Origin of the sequence: Sphingopyxis fribergensis (assembly GCF_000803645.1) — a bacterium.
GTDB lineage: Bacteria > Pseudomonadota > Alphaproteobacteria > Sphingomonadales > Sphingomonadaceae > Sphingopyxis > Sphingopyxis fribergensis.
In genome coordinates this window covers 3,407,229-3,420,082 of the sequence record NZ_CP009122.1, presented here as the reverse complement: position 1 = coordinate 3,420,082, position 12,854 = coordinate 3,407,229, and the positions used below count along the sequence as shown (strand labels likewise).

Genomic DNA, 12,854 nt, shown 5'->3' with positions numbered 1-12,854 from the left:
GCACGGATCATCTTGTATCCGGCACGTGCCCGCGCGGTTCGCTTGTATTCCCTGGCGTTCAAGTCATGTTGCATTGCAACAATATAACGCGAACCCCAGGGAGCTCCCCATCCCATGACCAAAATCGACTTGGCGCTCCAAGGCGCACCCGTGCGGACGCCGCTCGCAAAAGCGGCGCGGCGCGATGCCAAGATATGGCTCTGTCTGGGGCTGATTGCTTTGGACGGCGCGGCGCTCGCAGCCGGCTTTGCCGTGACGCTGATGATCGAGCAACCGCGCGTCATCTCCGAGGGACTGCTGACCGTGATTCTGGGCGCCTTGTTCGTCCACTTCGCAATCGCTTTCCAGAATCAGGCCTATAACCCGCGGTGTCTGACCCATCCGGTCAAAAGCGTTCGCCAGACTTTGCTGTCGTTCGCGACGACGCTGTTCATCTTTCTGCTTGTCGCCTTCTCGTTCCGGCTGACCGGCAAGATGCCGCGTCTGGCGGTCGGTATGGGCATGGTGACCGCGGTGACCTTGTTGGTAAGCCAGCGGCTGTTGCTGTGCCGGATCGTGCGCCGGGCTTTCGGCGACCTGACCGCCGAACTGGTCATCGTCGATGGCGCCAACCTGCCGCCCGCCTATTTCGGCCGCGAGATTATCGACGCGCGCGCATCGGGGCTCCGCACCGATCTCGACGATCCGTACATGCTCGATCGCCTCGGCACCGTGCTGCAGGATTACGACCGGGTGACGATCGTTTGCGCGCCCGAGCATAAAATCGAATGGGCGCGCGCGCTGAAGGGCGTGAACATCGTGGGCGAGATCGTGATGCCCGAAATCGCCGCACTGGGGCCGCTCACCACGCGGCAGCGCGGCGGGGTGACGACGCTGGTGGTGTCGTGGGGGCCGCTCAACCGGGCAAACCGCGTGAAAAAGCGCGCGCTCGACCTTGCGGCGACGATCCCGGCGCTGTTGCTATTGGCGCCGCTGATGCTGGTGGTGGCGCTGGCGATCAAGCTCGATTCGCCGGGCCCGGTCTTCTTCCGTCAGGAGCGTATGGGACGCGGCAACCGTATCTTCCGGATCCTGAAATTCCGCAGCATGCGCGCCGAGACCACCGACGCCAACGGCGCGCGTTCGGCCAGCCGCGACGACAACCGGGTCACGCGCGTGGGCAAATTCATTCGCGCGACGAGCATCGACGAGCTGCCGCAACTGATCAACGTGCTGTCGGGCGAGATGAGTCTGGTCGGCCCGCGCCCGCACGCGCTGGGCTCGACCGCTGGTAACGAGCTGTTCTGGCGGGTCGACCGGCAATATTGGCACCGCCACGCGCTGAAACCCGGCATCACCGGTCTCGCCCAGATCCGCGGTTTCCGGGGAGCGACCAACACCAAGCGCGATATTCTGAACCGGCTAGAGGCCGATCTCGAATATCAGCATGGCTGGTCGTTGCTCCGCGACGTGTCGATCCTGGCGCGCACGGCGCAGGTTCTGGTTCACCGCAATGCCTATTGACCGACGCGTTCGGGCCCCGGTCTAGCCGTCGACGATAAGCGGCGCGCGGCAGGCCAGCGCGGTCTCGAACGCCTCGGCGCGGTGCGTTGCGCGCATCAGGCCGGCATAATCGCCCGTCCACTGATCGGCGAAACCCGCGACCTTGCCATAGCTGTTGTCGAGCAGCACGTGCGGGATGTCGAGCAGCAGCGAGAGGATGTGCGCGTGGAGCCGGTCGGTGACGACGAGCTCGCCCGCCGAGAGCATCACGAGACCGCGCTGAAACCGCCATTCGGCCAGCCGCTGTTGCCGCGCGGCGCGCTGCGCCATCGGATCGCGGTTGAAGAGGCGGCCGAGCTTCAGCGACAGGCGGAGGCGACGTTTCTGGCCGGCATCCTCCTCCAGCCAATCATCGGCGACGACGCCGGCGGGCAGTGCATTGGCCTCACCGGCCGCGCGCTCATGATCGGTGCGCAGCAGCGCGAAGACCGGCACGGTGGCGGCGCTCCGTTGCTGGCGGCCGAGCATCAGCGCGGCATCGGGACAGAGATGGATCGCGCAGTCGAAATGCTGCTCGGCAAAGGCGAGCGAGCGCGCGTCGCGGACGAGCAGGGTGAACTGGCCATGTTCGCGGATTGCTTCGGCCATCTCGGCCGCAGCGGCGGGATCGGCATAATGGATCGATTGCGGCATCTGGATGATCGGGCGACCGCGATGCGTGCGCAGCAGGTGGAGGCGGAACGCCTCATGCTTGGGCCAAAGCGTGCCCATATTGCCGCCGCCATGGATCAGGATCGCCCCGCCGCCGATCGCTGCGCGGCAGGCGCCATCCTCGAAATCGGCGATGGCCGAATAATAGCTTGGAAGACGGCTGCGCTTGCGCAGATAGGCCATTTCGCCGAGCCAGATCGCCGAATCGCCGACATTCGAGTGATCGGGGAAGTCGACCAAGGCGAGCGGCCCCGCGGGCAGCACGGCATCGAGCACCCGGACGAAACGCTGCGCGAGTTCGCCGACAAGCTGGTCGGCGGTTTTCTGGGTCATATCGGGCTCTTTCTAAAGCGTCTGAACAGGGAGAGGAAATGGCCGCGCCACAACCCGGAGATCGCGAGCAGCGCGATGGCATAGAAAAATCCGCCGATCGCGATGAGCAACAGCAGCACCTGCCAGTCGGGCAGGTGCGCATCGAGCAGCCGCATCGCGATCGCGAGCGCCACGCCCATCAGCGTCGAGGCGAACAACGGCGCGCGCACTGCGCGGAAACTGTCGATCGGACGGATGCCCGAGGCGCGGCGCAGCAGCCATATCTGCATCGGCAGGGTCAGATAGGCGCGCCCGACATAGGCGACGGCAACCGCGAACAGGCCGTAGGGCAGCGCGGCGAGCGTCAGGATCACCCCGAGCGCCAATTGCGTCGTCGAAAGCGAAATCAGGCTGCGCGACGCGCCCAATACGCTGAGCGAGGGCGAGGCGAAGAAATTGAGCGTGAAGGGCACTGCCATGAACGCAAAAATCTGCGCCAGTTCACCGGCTTCGCTCCATTTGGCGCCGAACACCGTGGGGATGGCGATCGGCGCCAGCGCGCCGAAACCGACGAGCGCGGGAAAGGAGAGCGCCGAGGCGCGCGAGATCATCCAGCGATAGGCCTTGCGCAGTTCGGCAGGGTCGTCCTTGACGCGTGCGAGCGTCTGTACCGCAACCTGGGTGAACGGCTGGATCGCGCCGCGTCCGATCAACTCGACGGTGCGCCAGGCGGTGCGGTAGATACCGACGGCGGCGAGCCCGATCCCGGCGCCGATCGCCATTTCCTGCACGCGCACCGTGGCTAGGAAGGCGAGCTGGACATAGATCAGGCTGGCGTTGAGCATGATATTGCCGCGCAGGATCGCGCGCTCGAACTGCCAACCGGGCTTCCAGTCATAGGAGGCGCGCGACAGAACGACTCCGACGATCTCGGTGACGAGGCGCTGGATGACCAGACTCCACAGGCCAAGCCCCGCAAAGGCGGCGGCGACCGCGCAGGCGCCGCCGATCAGGCCGCCAACGACCGAGCGGAGCGCCGTCGTGCGATGCCCGAATTCGCGCAGACGCAGCGCCATGTGCGTGGCGCCGAAGGACGAGATCGGCAGCGCGAGGCTCATCACCGCGAGGGGGAGGGCGATGTTGGGCGCGTCCATCCAGTCGGCGATCGGCCGCGCAAGCGCGATGATCAAAATCGCGGAAACGAACGAAAAGGCTTGCTGCGAGCGATAGATGGTGTCGAGAAACGCCGGGCTCAGCTCCTTTTTGCGCGCGATCGTCTGGACGAGGCCCGCGGTCGCGATGATGCGGAACGCCTCGGCAGTCACCGTCATCACCGCAAAGGCGCCGATGTCGGCCTGCGTCAGCAGGCGCGCGAGAATTACGAAGACGACGAACGAGAAGATCTGGTCCGACAGGAATCGCGTAATCGTCCAGCCGATCGAGCTGCGACTGCGCGCGCGGAGCCCATCGTCGAAGCGGGCGGGGAGTTCAGCGCTCAAGCAGGCGTCTCGCTTTCAGCATCCGCATGCGCGCGCGCTCGATATGGCGCCACGCCTTCTGCTTCATCGAATGATAGAGCGGGTCACTCTTGGGCCCGAAACGCGAATTGCCGATATCCGAAACGATCGCCGCCTCGAGGATCGGCGCGGGATAGAGCGCGAGATTGGGCAGGCCGTGCGACCATGAGCGGTCCATCGCGTCGTCGATCGGGCGGCGGACGGTGCGGCAATGTTCGACCAGCTTGCGCGCACCGTCGAGCGTGATCGCATAACCCTGTGTGCCATAGGCGAGCCCGACCAGCTCGACGATCGTGCGCGAATGCTGAAGGAAATCGCGCCGCACCACGCGCTGCCACGTCGGCCTTTTGGCGTAGAGCCGCAGGTAATCGATGCCCTCGGCGTGAAGATCGGTGCGGGCGAGCGGCTCGAGATAGGCCCAGTCGACCATAGTGTCGTCCTCGAGGACGATCGCCTGGCGCACGCCGCGTGCGATCATGTCCTGCCAGATAGAGAAATGGCTGGCGTAGCAGCCGATCTCGCCTTTGCTCATCGGTCGGCCCTTATTCCGGCGGACCGCGGCCTCGTCGATCACCATGCCCGGCGCGGGGCCGGTGCACGCATCGAAGAATCGCCAGGCCAGCGACGTGTCCGCCGCGCGTGCGGCGAAGGCCGCGCGGCGGGCTTCGGCGGATTCGAGCGACACCACCAACACTTCGGCGGCTTCGCCCGATTCGGGCAGGATTTCACCCACTAATGTCGCTTTCTTCTTACGGCTTCGGACGGCTGTGCGATGCGGCAGCCCCGACAGGCCCGGGCGGTCCTTCGTAGCGGGCAATGATGAGAGAGCGAAGGCACTCCGCCTCCGGTCGTCCGGTCAACGGGGCAACTCGTCTTCGCAGGTGCAGCATACGGTTGACCGGTATGGTGTCGGGGGCCGATTGGAACGTCGCGGGGGCACTGAACAGGCGGATAAATGTTTCAAGTCGCAGTCATTGTACCCGTGTGGAATGGCGAAGCCGTGCTCGGCCGTTGTCTCGATGCGCTGACGCGCCAGACGATCCCGCGCGATAGCTATCAGATCATCGTCGTCGACAATGGATCGAGCGATGCGACGGCTCGCATTGCGCGCAGCTTTACGGGCGTCGAATTGCTCGAAGAGAAGCGCCCCGGCTCCTATGTCGCGCGCAACCTCGGGATCGGACGCGTCCGGGCGCCGATCACCGCCTTTACCGATGCCGATTGCGAACCTGCGCCCGACTGGCTCGAACAGATACTCCGTGCCGCCGCGGCGAATCCCGGCTTTGGCGTGCTCGCCGGCAAGATCGACCTGTTCGACGAGATCGCGCAGGAGCGCGAAGTGTTCGGCGATTACGAACGATTGTTCAGCTTTCCCCAGGCGCATGCCGCGCGCGGCAATTGCGCAACCGCCAATTGGGCGAGCGAGACGGCGTTGCTGAAGGCGCTGGGCGGGTTCGACGCCGCGCTGAAATCGGGTGGCGACCGGCAGATGGCGCTGCGCATCCGCGATAGCGGCCATCCGCTTATCTATGTGCCCGCGATGATCGTGCGTCACCCGGTGCGCGCCAGCCGCGCCGAGCTGGTGCGCAAGCGCCAGCGGCTGAGCGGCGGGCGCTGGGACCGCACCAAACAGCGCCCGCGTATCGTGCATGTCCTTGGCATCACGGCGGTCGACACGATCCGGCGGCTGCGCCGCGCGGCGGTCTCGCGCGAGCTGCCAATACAGCGGCGGCTGGCGGTGATGTTGCTGACGTTGCAGCTCGCCGGGGTGGCGGTAAGCGAATATCTGAATCTCGCGGGGGGACGAAAGGCAGCACGCGACTAATGACGAACCCCCTTGAAGCACCCCGTTTTTCGGTGGTGATGCCGCTTTACAACAAGGCCGCGCATGTGCGCGCGGCGATCGAAAGCGTGTTTTCGCAGACATGCCCGGCGCACGAAATATTGGTCGTCGACAATCGCTCTACCGACGGCGGGCGCGAGATCGTGGCCGCGCTCGGCGACGCGCGGATCAAGCTGCTCGACCTGTCGACGCCGGGGCCGGGCGGTTATGCCGGGCGTAACATCGGTATCCGCGCCGCGCGCGGCGACTGGATCGCCTTTCTCGACGCCGACGACCTTTGGCATCCCGAGCATTTGGGAGTGCTCGCCGAAGGCATAAAGGCCGATCCGGACGTGCACGCGGCGGCAACGCGGTTCGATCACAAATTTGACGATCGCTCTCAGCTCCAAAAGATCGCGCCGCAGCTTGAGCAGGCGCAAAGTCTTGACCTCGCCGACTTTCTTTCGGCGTGGCTAGCGGTGCGCGAATGTCCGATGTGGACCGGCGCGATCGCGATCCGGCGCGACACTTTGTTCGAGGCGGGCCTGTTTCCCGAAGGACGCGCGGTGCGCGGCGGCGACAAGGATCTCTGGCTGCGCGTGCTCGCCAAAGGCGCGCTGCGGTACGACCCGCGCGTCACCGCCATCTTTCACCGCGATAGCGACAACAAGGTCAGCAAGTCGACCACGACGCTCGACGTGCCCTGCCTTGTCGAGACCGCGAGGGAAATGATTGCCGATGCCACGGCACGCGAGTCAGCGTTGCTGCGGCGGCTCGTGAACCAGGAAATCGCGCATTATGCCCGCTATGCGATGAAATATCCGGGCCGGACGGCGATCCGGGTCGGCGACCTCTATTTGCCCGAGGGGGCCGGCACCGCGGCGCTGTTGCTCGCGGCAAAGCTGATCCCGGCGTCGCTTCGCCAATCGAGCTATGCGCTGCGCAACCGGATTCGCGCGCGGGCGTGAAGCTGGCCCGCACCTTCGGGACCCTGCTGGCCGGCGGGGGCTGCTTTGCTGCCTGGCTGTCGCTCGGTGGCGGGTTCGTTCGGGCGCTCGACGTGCTCGCCTCGTTCCTGCCGCTGTTTGGGGGCGCGGTCTTGCTGGGGCTGCTGTTCGCGCGGCGAAGCTTGCGCTCGACCGCCGTCGTGGCCTTGCTTGGCCTGACGCCCGTTGCCATCGGCGTGATGCCGGAACTGACGCGCGAAATTCCGGCCGCGCAAGAAGGCGCGACGCCGGTTCGCCTGCTCACTCACAATGTCTGGACCCGCAACGCCGATCCCGCCGAAACCGCGCAGGCGATCATCGATGCCAAGCCCGACGTCGTCATGCTTCAGGAGGTGGACGGCGACTTCCGTCCGATGCTCGCGGCGCTGAACCAGCATTTTGCCTATGCGACAAAATGCCCGGCGAACTGTGACCTCGCGATCTTCTCGCGCTGGCCGATCGCCGACAGCGATTATTTCCTGAAGGACGCGAAGGGGCAAAAATTCGGCCCCGCGATGCTATGGGCGCGGATCGTCGGCCCCGGGGGGCAACCCTTTACCGTGGTCACGCTCCACTATCCGCGGCCCACCTCGCGCGATCAGGCGGTGCGCAGACGCGATGTGGCGCGTGCGCTGACGCGGATCGAACGCGGCCCCTTGATCGTTGCAGGCGACATGAACCTCACCCCCTGGGCCGCGGCGATGCGTGAGCAAGACCGCGCGCTCGCCCCGCTCACCCGCATGACGCGCGCGCTGCCCAGCTGGCCGCGCGCCTTTCCCGTGCTGCCGATCGACCAGCTTTATGCCGGGCCAGATTGGGGTCTGGTGTCGGCACGCCGGTTGCCTGCGACCGGGTCGGATCATGTCCCGATCCTCGTGACGCTGGCTCACCGATGAAGCGCGCGATCACCTTTGCGCTGCTCGGCAGCTGCGGCCTCGCGGTGTCCGCGCATGCCCAGCAATCGGATGCGACCGACGGGCTCGGCTCGGTGTCGACCGAAAACAGCTTCGGCCGCGATCGGAATGTCGCAGTGCTCGAGCGCCGCCGCCCCGATTACACGCCTGAACCGATCGAGCTCGGCGTGCTCGAACTGATGCCACGCATGGCGATCGGCGCGGGTTATGACGATAATCTCTATGCGCAGGAAAACGACCGGATCGGCGACGCCTATCTGCGCATCCGGCCGAAGTTTTCGCTGGTGCGGCCCTCGCCGAACCTCAAATTGTCGCTCGACGGCGAGCTCGACCTGCTGCGCTACGCGAGCCGCGCGAGCGAGAACGCCACGCAATATTCGGTCAATGCGGGCGCGCTCTATACGATCAGCAGGTCGAACACGCTGAACATCATGCTGCGCAACGGGCGCTACAGCCAGGAGCGCGTCTCTCCCGACAGCCCGACGCAAGCGGACCGGCCGATCCGGTTCACACAGAGCGGCGGGACCGCGACCTATACGCATGTCTTCAACCGGCTTCGTGTGCGCGGCGTGCTCGATGTCGAAAACCGCAATTATGGGGACAGCGTGACCCCCGATGATACGCCGATCGACCAGGATTTCCGCGATCACACGACTTACACCGGCAGCGCGGTCGGCGAATATGCGCTGAGCCCAAGCGTCGCGCTGTTCGTCGCCGGATCGGTCAACAAGCGCGATTATCGCGAGCGCATTGGCCCGGTCGCGGCGCGCGATTCGACGGGTTTCGACCTCGCCGCAGGCGCCAGCTTCGAAATCGGGCGCAAGGCGCGTGGCGCACTGCGGCTCGGCTATCTTCATCAGGATTATCGCCCGGCGGAGTTCGAGGATGTCTCAGGTTTTCTGGTGCGCGGCGAGCTCGCTTATTTCCTGACCCCGCTGGTGACGATCACCGGCACGGTCGATCGCGGCATCCGCGAAACCGGCGTCAATGGCGCGACCGGTTATCTAGCGACCAATATGACATTGCGCGCCGATTACGAATTGCTGCGCAACTTGATCCTCAGCGCCGGGGGCGAGCTGGAAAAGCGCGACTTCAACAATATCGACCGGCAGGACGATCGCTGGACGTGGCGCGGCAGCGCCTCCTATCTGGTGAGCAAGCGGATGGCGCTGCGCTTCGACGTCCAGCGCCGCACCCAGTCGAGCTGGGGGGCGACGCCGGGGCGGGAATTTTCCGACAATCGCGTCTCGGTCGGCCTCACTTTCTCGGGCTTGTGACGCGAGCGATCAGGCGGATTTGGCTGCGCGCGAGCCGTAGAGCGCCCCCTCGCAGGCGGCGAGCAATTCGGGCGGCGCAAGGCGGTTGATATAGCCGTCGGATCCTTGGTCGGAGAGCAGCTTCGCGGGGATCCCGCCCACGACACCGCGTTCGGGCACATCCTTGGTCACCACGGCGTTGGCGCCGATCGCCGCCTCGGCACCGACATGGATCCCACCGATCACCTTCGCGCCCGACCCCAGGAAGGTACGGTCGCCGATCACCGGCGCGCCGCGGCGGCTGCCGCGGTTCATATAGCCGAGTACGACGCCGTGGGTGATGTTGACATTGCTGCCCAGCACCGTGTCGCCGTGGAAATAGAAACCGCCAAAGCGGTTGAGGAACAGGCCCGGCCCGACCTCCATATATTCGGGGATCGCAAAGCCATATTTGTACCGCGCGCGCAGCAGCATCCATTTGGCAAAGGGATAGAGGCCGAACGCCTTGGCAGGCTTAAGCTTGAGCCAGCCGGTGGTACGCATCAGCACCGTATATTTATATCCCGGGGTGAAGGCATAATGTTTGGCGAAGGCGCCGAAGCTGACGCGCCCGGCATAGCGATAGAGATCGGCGGCGAGCAGCGCCTTCAATTTGGCGAAACTCACCGGGCAGCCGCGCAGATGCGGCTTGCCGCTCTCGTCGGATATGGGTTCCTCGAACGGAACCGGCGCGAGCGATGCGGTGGCCATGTCCATCAGAAATAGCGCTCGCCGAAACGGATCGTGTCGCCGGGAAGGACAGCGAAATCGGCGGTCATCGGATATTCCTGCTCGCCCGCTTCGCCCGCACGCTTCAGAAAGACGCGTTTCTCGTTGGCGCGATAGGTAAAGCCGTCGGCCTTGGCGACGGCGCCGCGGATGGTGAGCCCTTGGGTGTAAGGATATTCGCCGGGCTTGTTCACCTCGCCGAGAATATAGACGGGGCGGAAACTCGCGACCTGGATCGAGACTTTCGGATTGAGCAGATAGCCGTCGCCAAGCTTGGCCTCGATTTCCTTCGAAAGCTCCTCGGTCTGGAGCCCTGCCGCCTTGACCTCGCCGATCAGCGGGAAGGCGATCGTGCCGGCGGGCGATATCTCGAAATCGCCGGTGAGCGTCTCTTCGCCATAGGTCGCGACCTTGATCTTGTCGCCCGAGGACAGGCGGAACGCCTCGGCGGGCGGTGGCGCCGCGCCGCTGCCCGCGAGGGGGGTCTGCCCGGCGCACCCGCCGAGCGCCGCCAGCGCCCCCGCCAGCGCGATTTGCACATAGAATTTCATGACCTTACTCCCGGACGTGCTGTTACAATTTCTCTGATTTCGGGCGCGGCGGACGGCGCGGCCAGCGCTGTCTCGATCCGCGCCCAATAATTTCTGGCGGCCTGTTCAACGCCGTACGCCCGCGATCGTTCGCGCGCGCGCGCGCCGCACAGGCTGCGGCGCGGCTCCGCGAGGACGCGGCCAAGTGCGACGGCAAAGGCTGGCACATCGTCGGTCGGCACCAGCGCGCCGGCGTCGACATCGATCGCGCCGGTGATCGTCTCGCGCGCCCGGTCGGCCAGAATCTCCGACGGACCCGAGGCGCAATTCGTCGCGACGACGGGCAGCCCGCACGCCATCGCCTCGACCAATCCGTTGGGGAAACCCTCGGCGTTGGAGGGCATAGCATAGGCCCGCGCCCGCGCGACCACCGCAAAGGGATTGGCGACGAAGCCGGGCATGTCAACGCGATCGGCGATACCGAGCGACGCGGCGAGCGCCTCAAGCGCGCCGCGCTCAGGTCCTTCGCCCAGAATGACGAGGCGTTCCGGCGGCGCGGCCTCGGCATAGGCGCGCAGGAGGAGGGGAAAATTCTTGTTCGGCATCAGCCGTCCGGCCGCAACGATATAGGGCCCGGCGGGCGTGAAGCTAGGCTGTTCGGCCGCGAGTTTGGCAATCTGCTCATGGTCGACCGGGTTGGCGATCGCCGACATGCGCGCACGAGCGACGCCGAAATTGGCCGCGAGATCATCGACCACGCCTTCGGACACCGCGATGACATGCGCGGCGCGCGGATAGACGATGCGAACCATTGCCTTGGCGGCGCGCGCGCTGCCCAGATGCGCGCTGGTATTGACTCGCTCGCTGATCAGCCACGGCCGGCCGCGCCCGGCCATCGCCCAGGCGTTGGCGACATTCGCGCGGGTGAGGAAGCTGAGTGTCGCATCGGGCGAAAGCCGTCCGACGAGCGCGCGAAGCTGGGTCAGGCTCGGCAGCAACTTGTGCCGGGCATCGAGCTGGTGCACCTCGACCCATTCGGGCACGTCATAGGCGCGCGGCTCGTCGTCGAGCAGCGCGAGGTGGATGTCGTAACGCTCGCGCCACGGGGTCGATCCGCCGAGCAAAGTGGCGAGCACGCGCTCGGCACCGCCGCCCGCGAGCGAGTTGATCGCGAACAATATCCGCTTTCTGTGCAGCATTTTTCCTCGCTGGAATTGGGGGCGGAATTCGCCTCGGAAATACTCTTACCACGGGCATTTGTTGCAGTGCACACAAGCCGCCCCGCTTCGTCGCCCCGGCGGGGCGGCTGGCCGATTAGCTGGCCCCGCGCGGTGGTTTCGCCCTGCGATGCGTCTATCAAGGCGGGCATCGACGAACGATTGCGGAGGTGTGAAATGGACATTCGGCGAGTCGAGTGTCTGGACGGCCTGCGCGGTGTCGCGGCGCTCTGGGTGCTCATCGGGCATATGATGATATTGACCGGTTTTCGCTTGCCCTTGGTGAGCAAGCCGGATCTCGGCGTTGACCTGTTCATCCTGCTTTCGGGCTTTCTGATGATGTTCCAGTACCGGCTGCGCGCGGGCAGCGAGGATTGGAACGCGCCCGCCACTTGGGCCGCCTTCTGGACGCGCCGCTTCTTTCGGCTCGCGCCGCTCTTTTACGTCACCCTCGCGGCGGCACTGATCGCGGGGCCGCTGATCTATGCCGACCGCGTCGTTATCGACACCTTCCTCGGTCAAGACCTCCAGCCGCGCGAACGTTATACCGATGGCAGCCTCACCAACATCGCGCTGCATTTGACCTTCCTGTTCGGACTACTCCCCGATTATGCTTTCCGTACGCCGCTGCCCGACTGGAGCCTTGGGCTCGAGATGCAATTCTACCTGCTCTTTCCCTTCCTGATCCTGCTCGGCCAGCGGATCGGTTGGGTGCCGTCGGCGCTGGTCGCCGCGGTTGGCGGCGTCATTGTCGCGATGATCGCCGGGGCGGCGGGGCTCGAGTTTCCGATGCCGTCCTTCCTGGCGCTCAAGCTCCAGCTCTTTCTGGCGGGGATGTTGATCGCCGTCGATCGCGATGCGAGCCGCGCGCAGCTATGGGCCCGCCTCGGGGCGGCGATGCTGCTCGCGGCGATCCCGATCGGGGGCGAACAGGATTTCCTCCATTTCGCGATCCGCGAGCTGCTCGTTCTCGGCTTTTTCGCGCTGGTTCATTTGCGCTCGCTCGGGCTGATCGACTGGGTCTCGCGCCTTCTCGGCCGTCGGCCCTTCTTCTGGCTGGGCGAGCTTTCCTACGGCACCTATCTGATCCACCTGCTGATATTGCAGCCCGTCGCGGCGGCGGTGATCGGGCAGTTCGGCATCGGGCTTGGCGCCGTCGGGCGGTTCGCTCTGACGGGCGCCGTCGTGATACCGGTGACCTACGTTCTTGCTTTTATGACGTACAAGCTGGTCGAACTGCCCGGACAGCGGCTGGGCAAGGCGGTGATCAAGCGCGTGATCGGCCGCAACTCGACGCGCGCGCTCCAGACAGTGCCGGAGAAGCTCGCGGCGCCGTGAT

12 protein-coding genes are annotated in these 12,854 nt (G+C 65.6%); 6 read left to right on the top strand and 6 right to left on the bottom strand.

Annotated elements, in window-relative coordinates:
• The first annotated feature begins 114 nt into the window (after positions 1 to 114).
• Positions 115 to 1,503, top strand: coding sequence for an exopolysaccharide biosynthesis polyprenyl glycosylphosphotransferase (locus tag SKP52_RS15835; RefSeq protein ID WP_039576301.1), 1,389 nt, complete (start codon positions 115 to 117; stop codon positions 1,501 to 1,503).
• A 21-nt stretch (positions 1,504 to 1,524) separates the two neighbouring features.
• On the opposite strand, the gene SKP52_RS15830 is transcribed toward SKP52_RS15835, so the two are convergent.
• Genes SKP52_RS15830 through SKP52_RS15820 form a run of 3 tightly spaced genes read right to left on the bottom strand, consistent with a single transcriptional unit; the run spans position 1,525 to position 4,755 of the window.
• Positions 1,525 to 2,526: a polysaccharide pyruvyl transferase family protein gene (locus SKP52_RS15830; RefSeq protein WP_052208397.1), complete on the bottom strand. Its 1,002-nt coding sequence runs from the start codon at positions 2,524 to 2,526 to the stop codon at positions 1,525 to 1,527.
• Positions 2,523 to 4,004 (bottom strand): oligosaccharide flippase family protein, encoded by a 1,482-nt coding sequence (locus SKP52_RS15825; RefSeq protein WP_039576300.1) that lies wholly within the window; start codon positions 4,002 to 4,004, stop codon positions 2,523 to 2,525. The genes SKP52_RS15830 and SKP52_RS15825 overlap by 4 nt, the downstream gene beginning before the upstream one ends.
• Positions 3,994 to 4,755 (bottom strand): glycosyltransferase family 25 protein, encoded by a 762-nt coding sequence (locus tag SKP52_RS15820; protein ID WP_228383671.1) that lies wholly within the window; start codon positions 4,753 to 4,755, stop codon positions 3,994 to 3,996. The genes SKP52_RS15825 and SKP52_RS15820 overlap by 11 nt, the downstream gene beginning before the upstream one ends.
• Before the next feature lie 222 nt (positions 4,756 to 4,977).
• On the opposite strand from SKP52_RS15820, the gene SKP52_RS15815 reads away from it, so the two are divergent.
• From SKP52_RS15815 to SKP52_RS15800, 4 genes are read left to right on the top strand one after another with little or no spacing between them, the layout of a single operon-like run.
• Entirely contained in the window at positions 4,978 to 5,847 is an 870-nt protein-coding gene (locus SKP52_RS15815) for a glycosyltransferase (RefSeq protein ID WP_039576299.1), read from the top strand.
• The gene (locus tag SKP52_RS15810; protein ID WP_039576298.1) at positions 5,847 to 6,812 is read left to right on the top strand and encodes a glycosyltransferase family 2 protein; all 966 of its coding nucleotides are present in this window, start codon (positions 5,847 to 5,849) and stop codon (positions 6,810 to 6,812) included. The genes SKP52_RS15815 and SKP52_RS15810 overlap by 1 nt, the downstream gene beginning before the upstream one ends.
• The gene (locus SKP52_RS15805) at positions 6,809 to 7,726 is read left to right on the top strand and encodes an endonuclease/exonuclease/phosphatase family protein (RefSeq protein ID WP_052208395.1); all 918 of its coding nucleotides are present in this window, start codon (positions 6,809 to 6,811) and stop codon (positions 7,724 to 7,726) included. Before SKP52_RS15810 ends, SKP52_RS15805 begins: the two co-directional genes overlap by 4 nt.
• Positions 7,723 to 9,021 (top strand): outer membrane beta-barrel protein, encoded by a 1,299-nt coding sequence (locus SKP52_RS15800; RefSeq protein WP_039576297.1) that lies wholly within the window; start codon positions 7,723 to 7,725, stop codon positions 9,019 to 9,021. Before SKP52_RS15805 ends, SKP52_RS15800 begins: the two co-directional genes overlap by 4 nt.
• 9 nt (positions 9,022 to 9,030) lie before the next feature.
• On the opposite strand, the gene SKP52_RS15795 is transcribed toward SKP52_RS15800, so the two are convergent.
• The 3 genes from SKP52_RS15795 to SKP52_RS15785 are packed head-to-tail and all read right to left on the bottom strand — an operon-like array spanning position 9,031 to position 11,497.
• On the bottom strand, positions 9,031 to 9,750 hold the full coding sequence (locus SKP52_RS15795) for a serine acetyltransferase (RefSeq protein ID WP_081997576.1): 720 nt from the start codon (positions 9,748 to 9,750) through the stop codon (positions 9,031 to 9,033).
• Positions 9,751 to 9,755: 5 nt separating this feature from the next.
• On the bottom strand, positions 9,756 to 10,319 hold the full coding sequence (locus tag SKP52_RS15790; protein WP_039576295.1) for a polysaccharide biosynthesis/export family protein: 564 nt from the start codon (positions 10,317 to 10,319) through the stop codon (positions 9,756 to 9,758).
• Positions 10,316 to 11,497: a glycosyltransferase gene (locus SKP52_RS15785; protein ID WP_052208393.1), complete on the bottom strand. Its 1,182-nt coding sequence runs from the start codon at positions 11,495 to 11,497 to the stop codon at positions 10,316 to 10,318. The genes SKP52_RS15790 and SKP52_RS15785 overlap by 4 nt, the downstream gene beginning before the upstream one ends.
• 195 nt (positions 11,498 to 11,692) lie before the next feature.
• Between SKP52_RS15785 and SKP52_RS15780 the strand changes: the two genes are divergently transcribed.
• Positions 11,693 to 12,853 carry an acyltransferase family protein gene (locus tag SKP52_RS15780; RefSeq protein WP_039576292.1) on the top strand — a complete coding sequence of 387 codons (1,161 nt, stop codon included), beginning with the start codon at positions 11,693 to 11,695 and terminating at the stop codon, positions 12,851 to 12,853.
• Position 12,854 lies beyond the last annotated feature (1 nt).

Coding starts and splice junctions, on each gene's coding strand:
- SKP52_RS15790 (WP_039576295.1), bottom strand. CDS start 10,319: ATGAAATTCTATGTGCAAATCGCGCTGGCGGGGGCGCTGGCGGCGCTC.
- SKP52_RS15810 (WP_039576298.1), top strand. CDS start 5,847: ATGACGAACCCCCTTGAAGCACCCCGTTTTTCGGTGGTGATGCCGCTT.
- SKP52_RS15830 (WP_052208397.1), bottom strand. CDS start 2,526: ATGACCCAGAAAACCGCCGACCAGCTTGTCGGCGAACTCGCGCAGCGT.
- SKP52_RS15780 (WP_039576292.1), top strand. CDS start 11,693: ATGGACATTCGGCGAGTCGAGTGTCTGGACGGCCTGCGCGGTGTCGCG.
- SKP52_RS15800 (WP_039576297.1), top strand. CDS start 7,723: ATGAAGCGCGCGATCACCTTTGCGCTGCTCGGCAGCTGCGGCCTCGCG.
- SKP52_RS15815 (WP_039576299.1), top strand. CDS start 4,978: ATGTTTCAAGTCGCAGTCATTGTACCCGTGTGGAATGGCGAAGCCGTG.
- SKP52_RS15785 (WP_052208393.1), bottom strand. CDS start 11,497: ATGCTGCACAGAAAGCGGATATTGTTCGCGATCAACTCGCTCGCGGGC.
- SKP52_RS15795 (WP_081997576.1), bottom strand. CDS start 9,750: ATGGCCACCGCATCGCTCGCGCCGGTTCCGTTCGAGGAACCCATATCC.
- SKP52_RS15835 (WP_039576301.1), top strand. CDS start 115: ATGACCAAAATCGACTTGGCGCTCCAAGGCGCACCCGTGCGGACGCCG.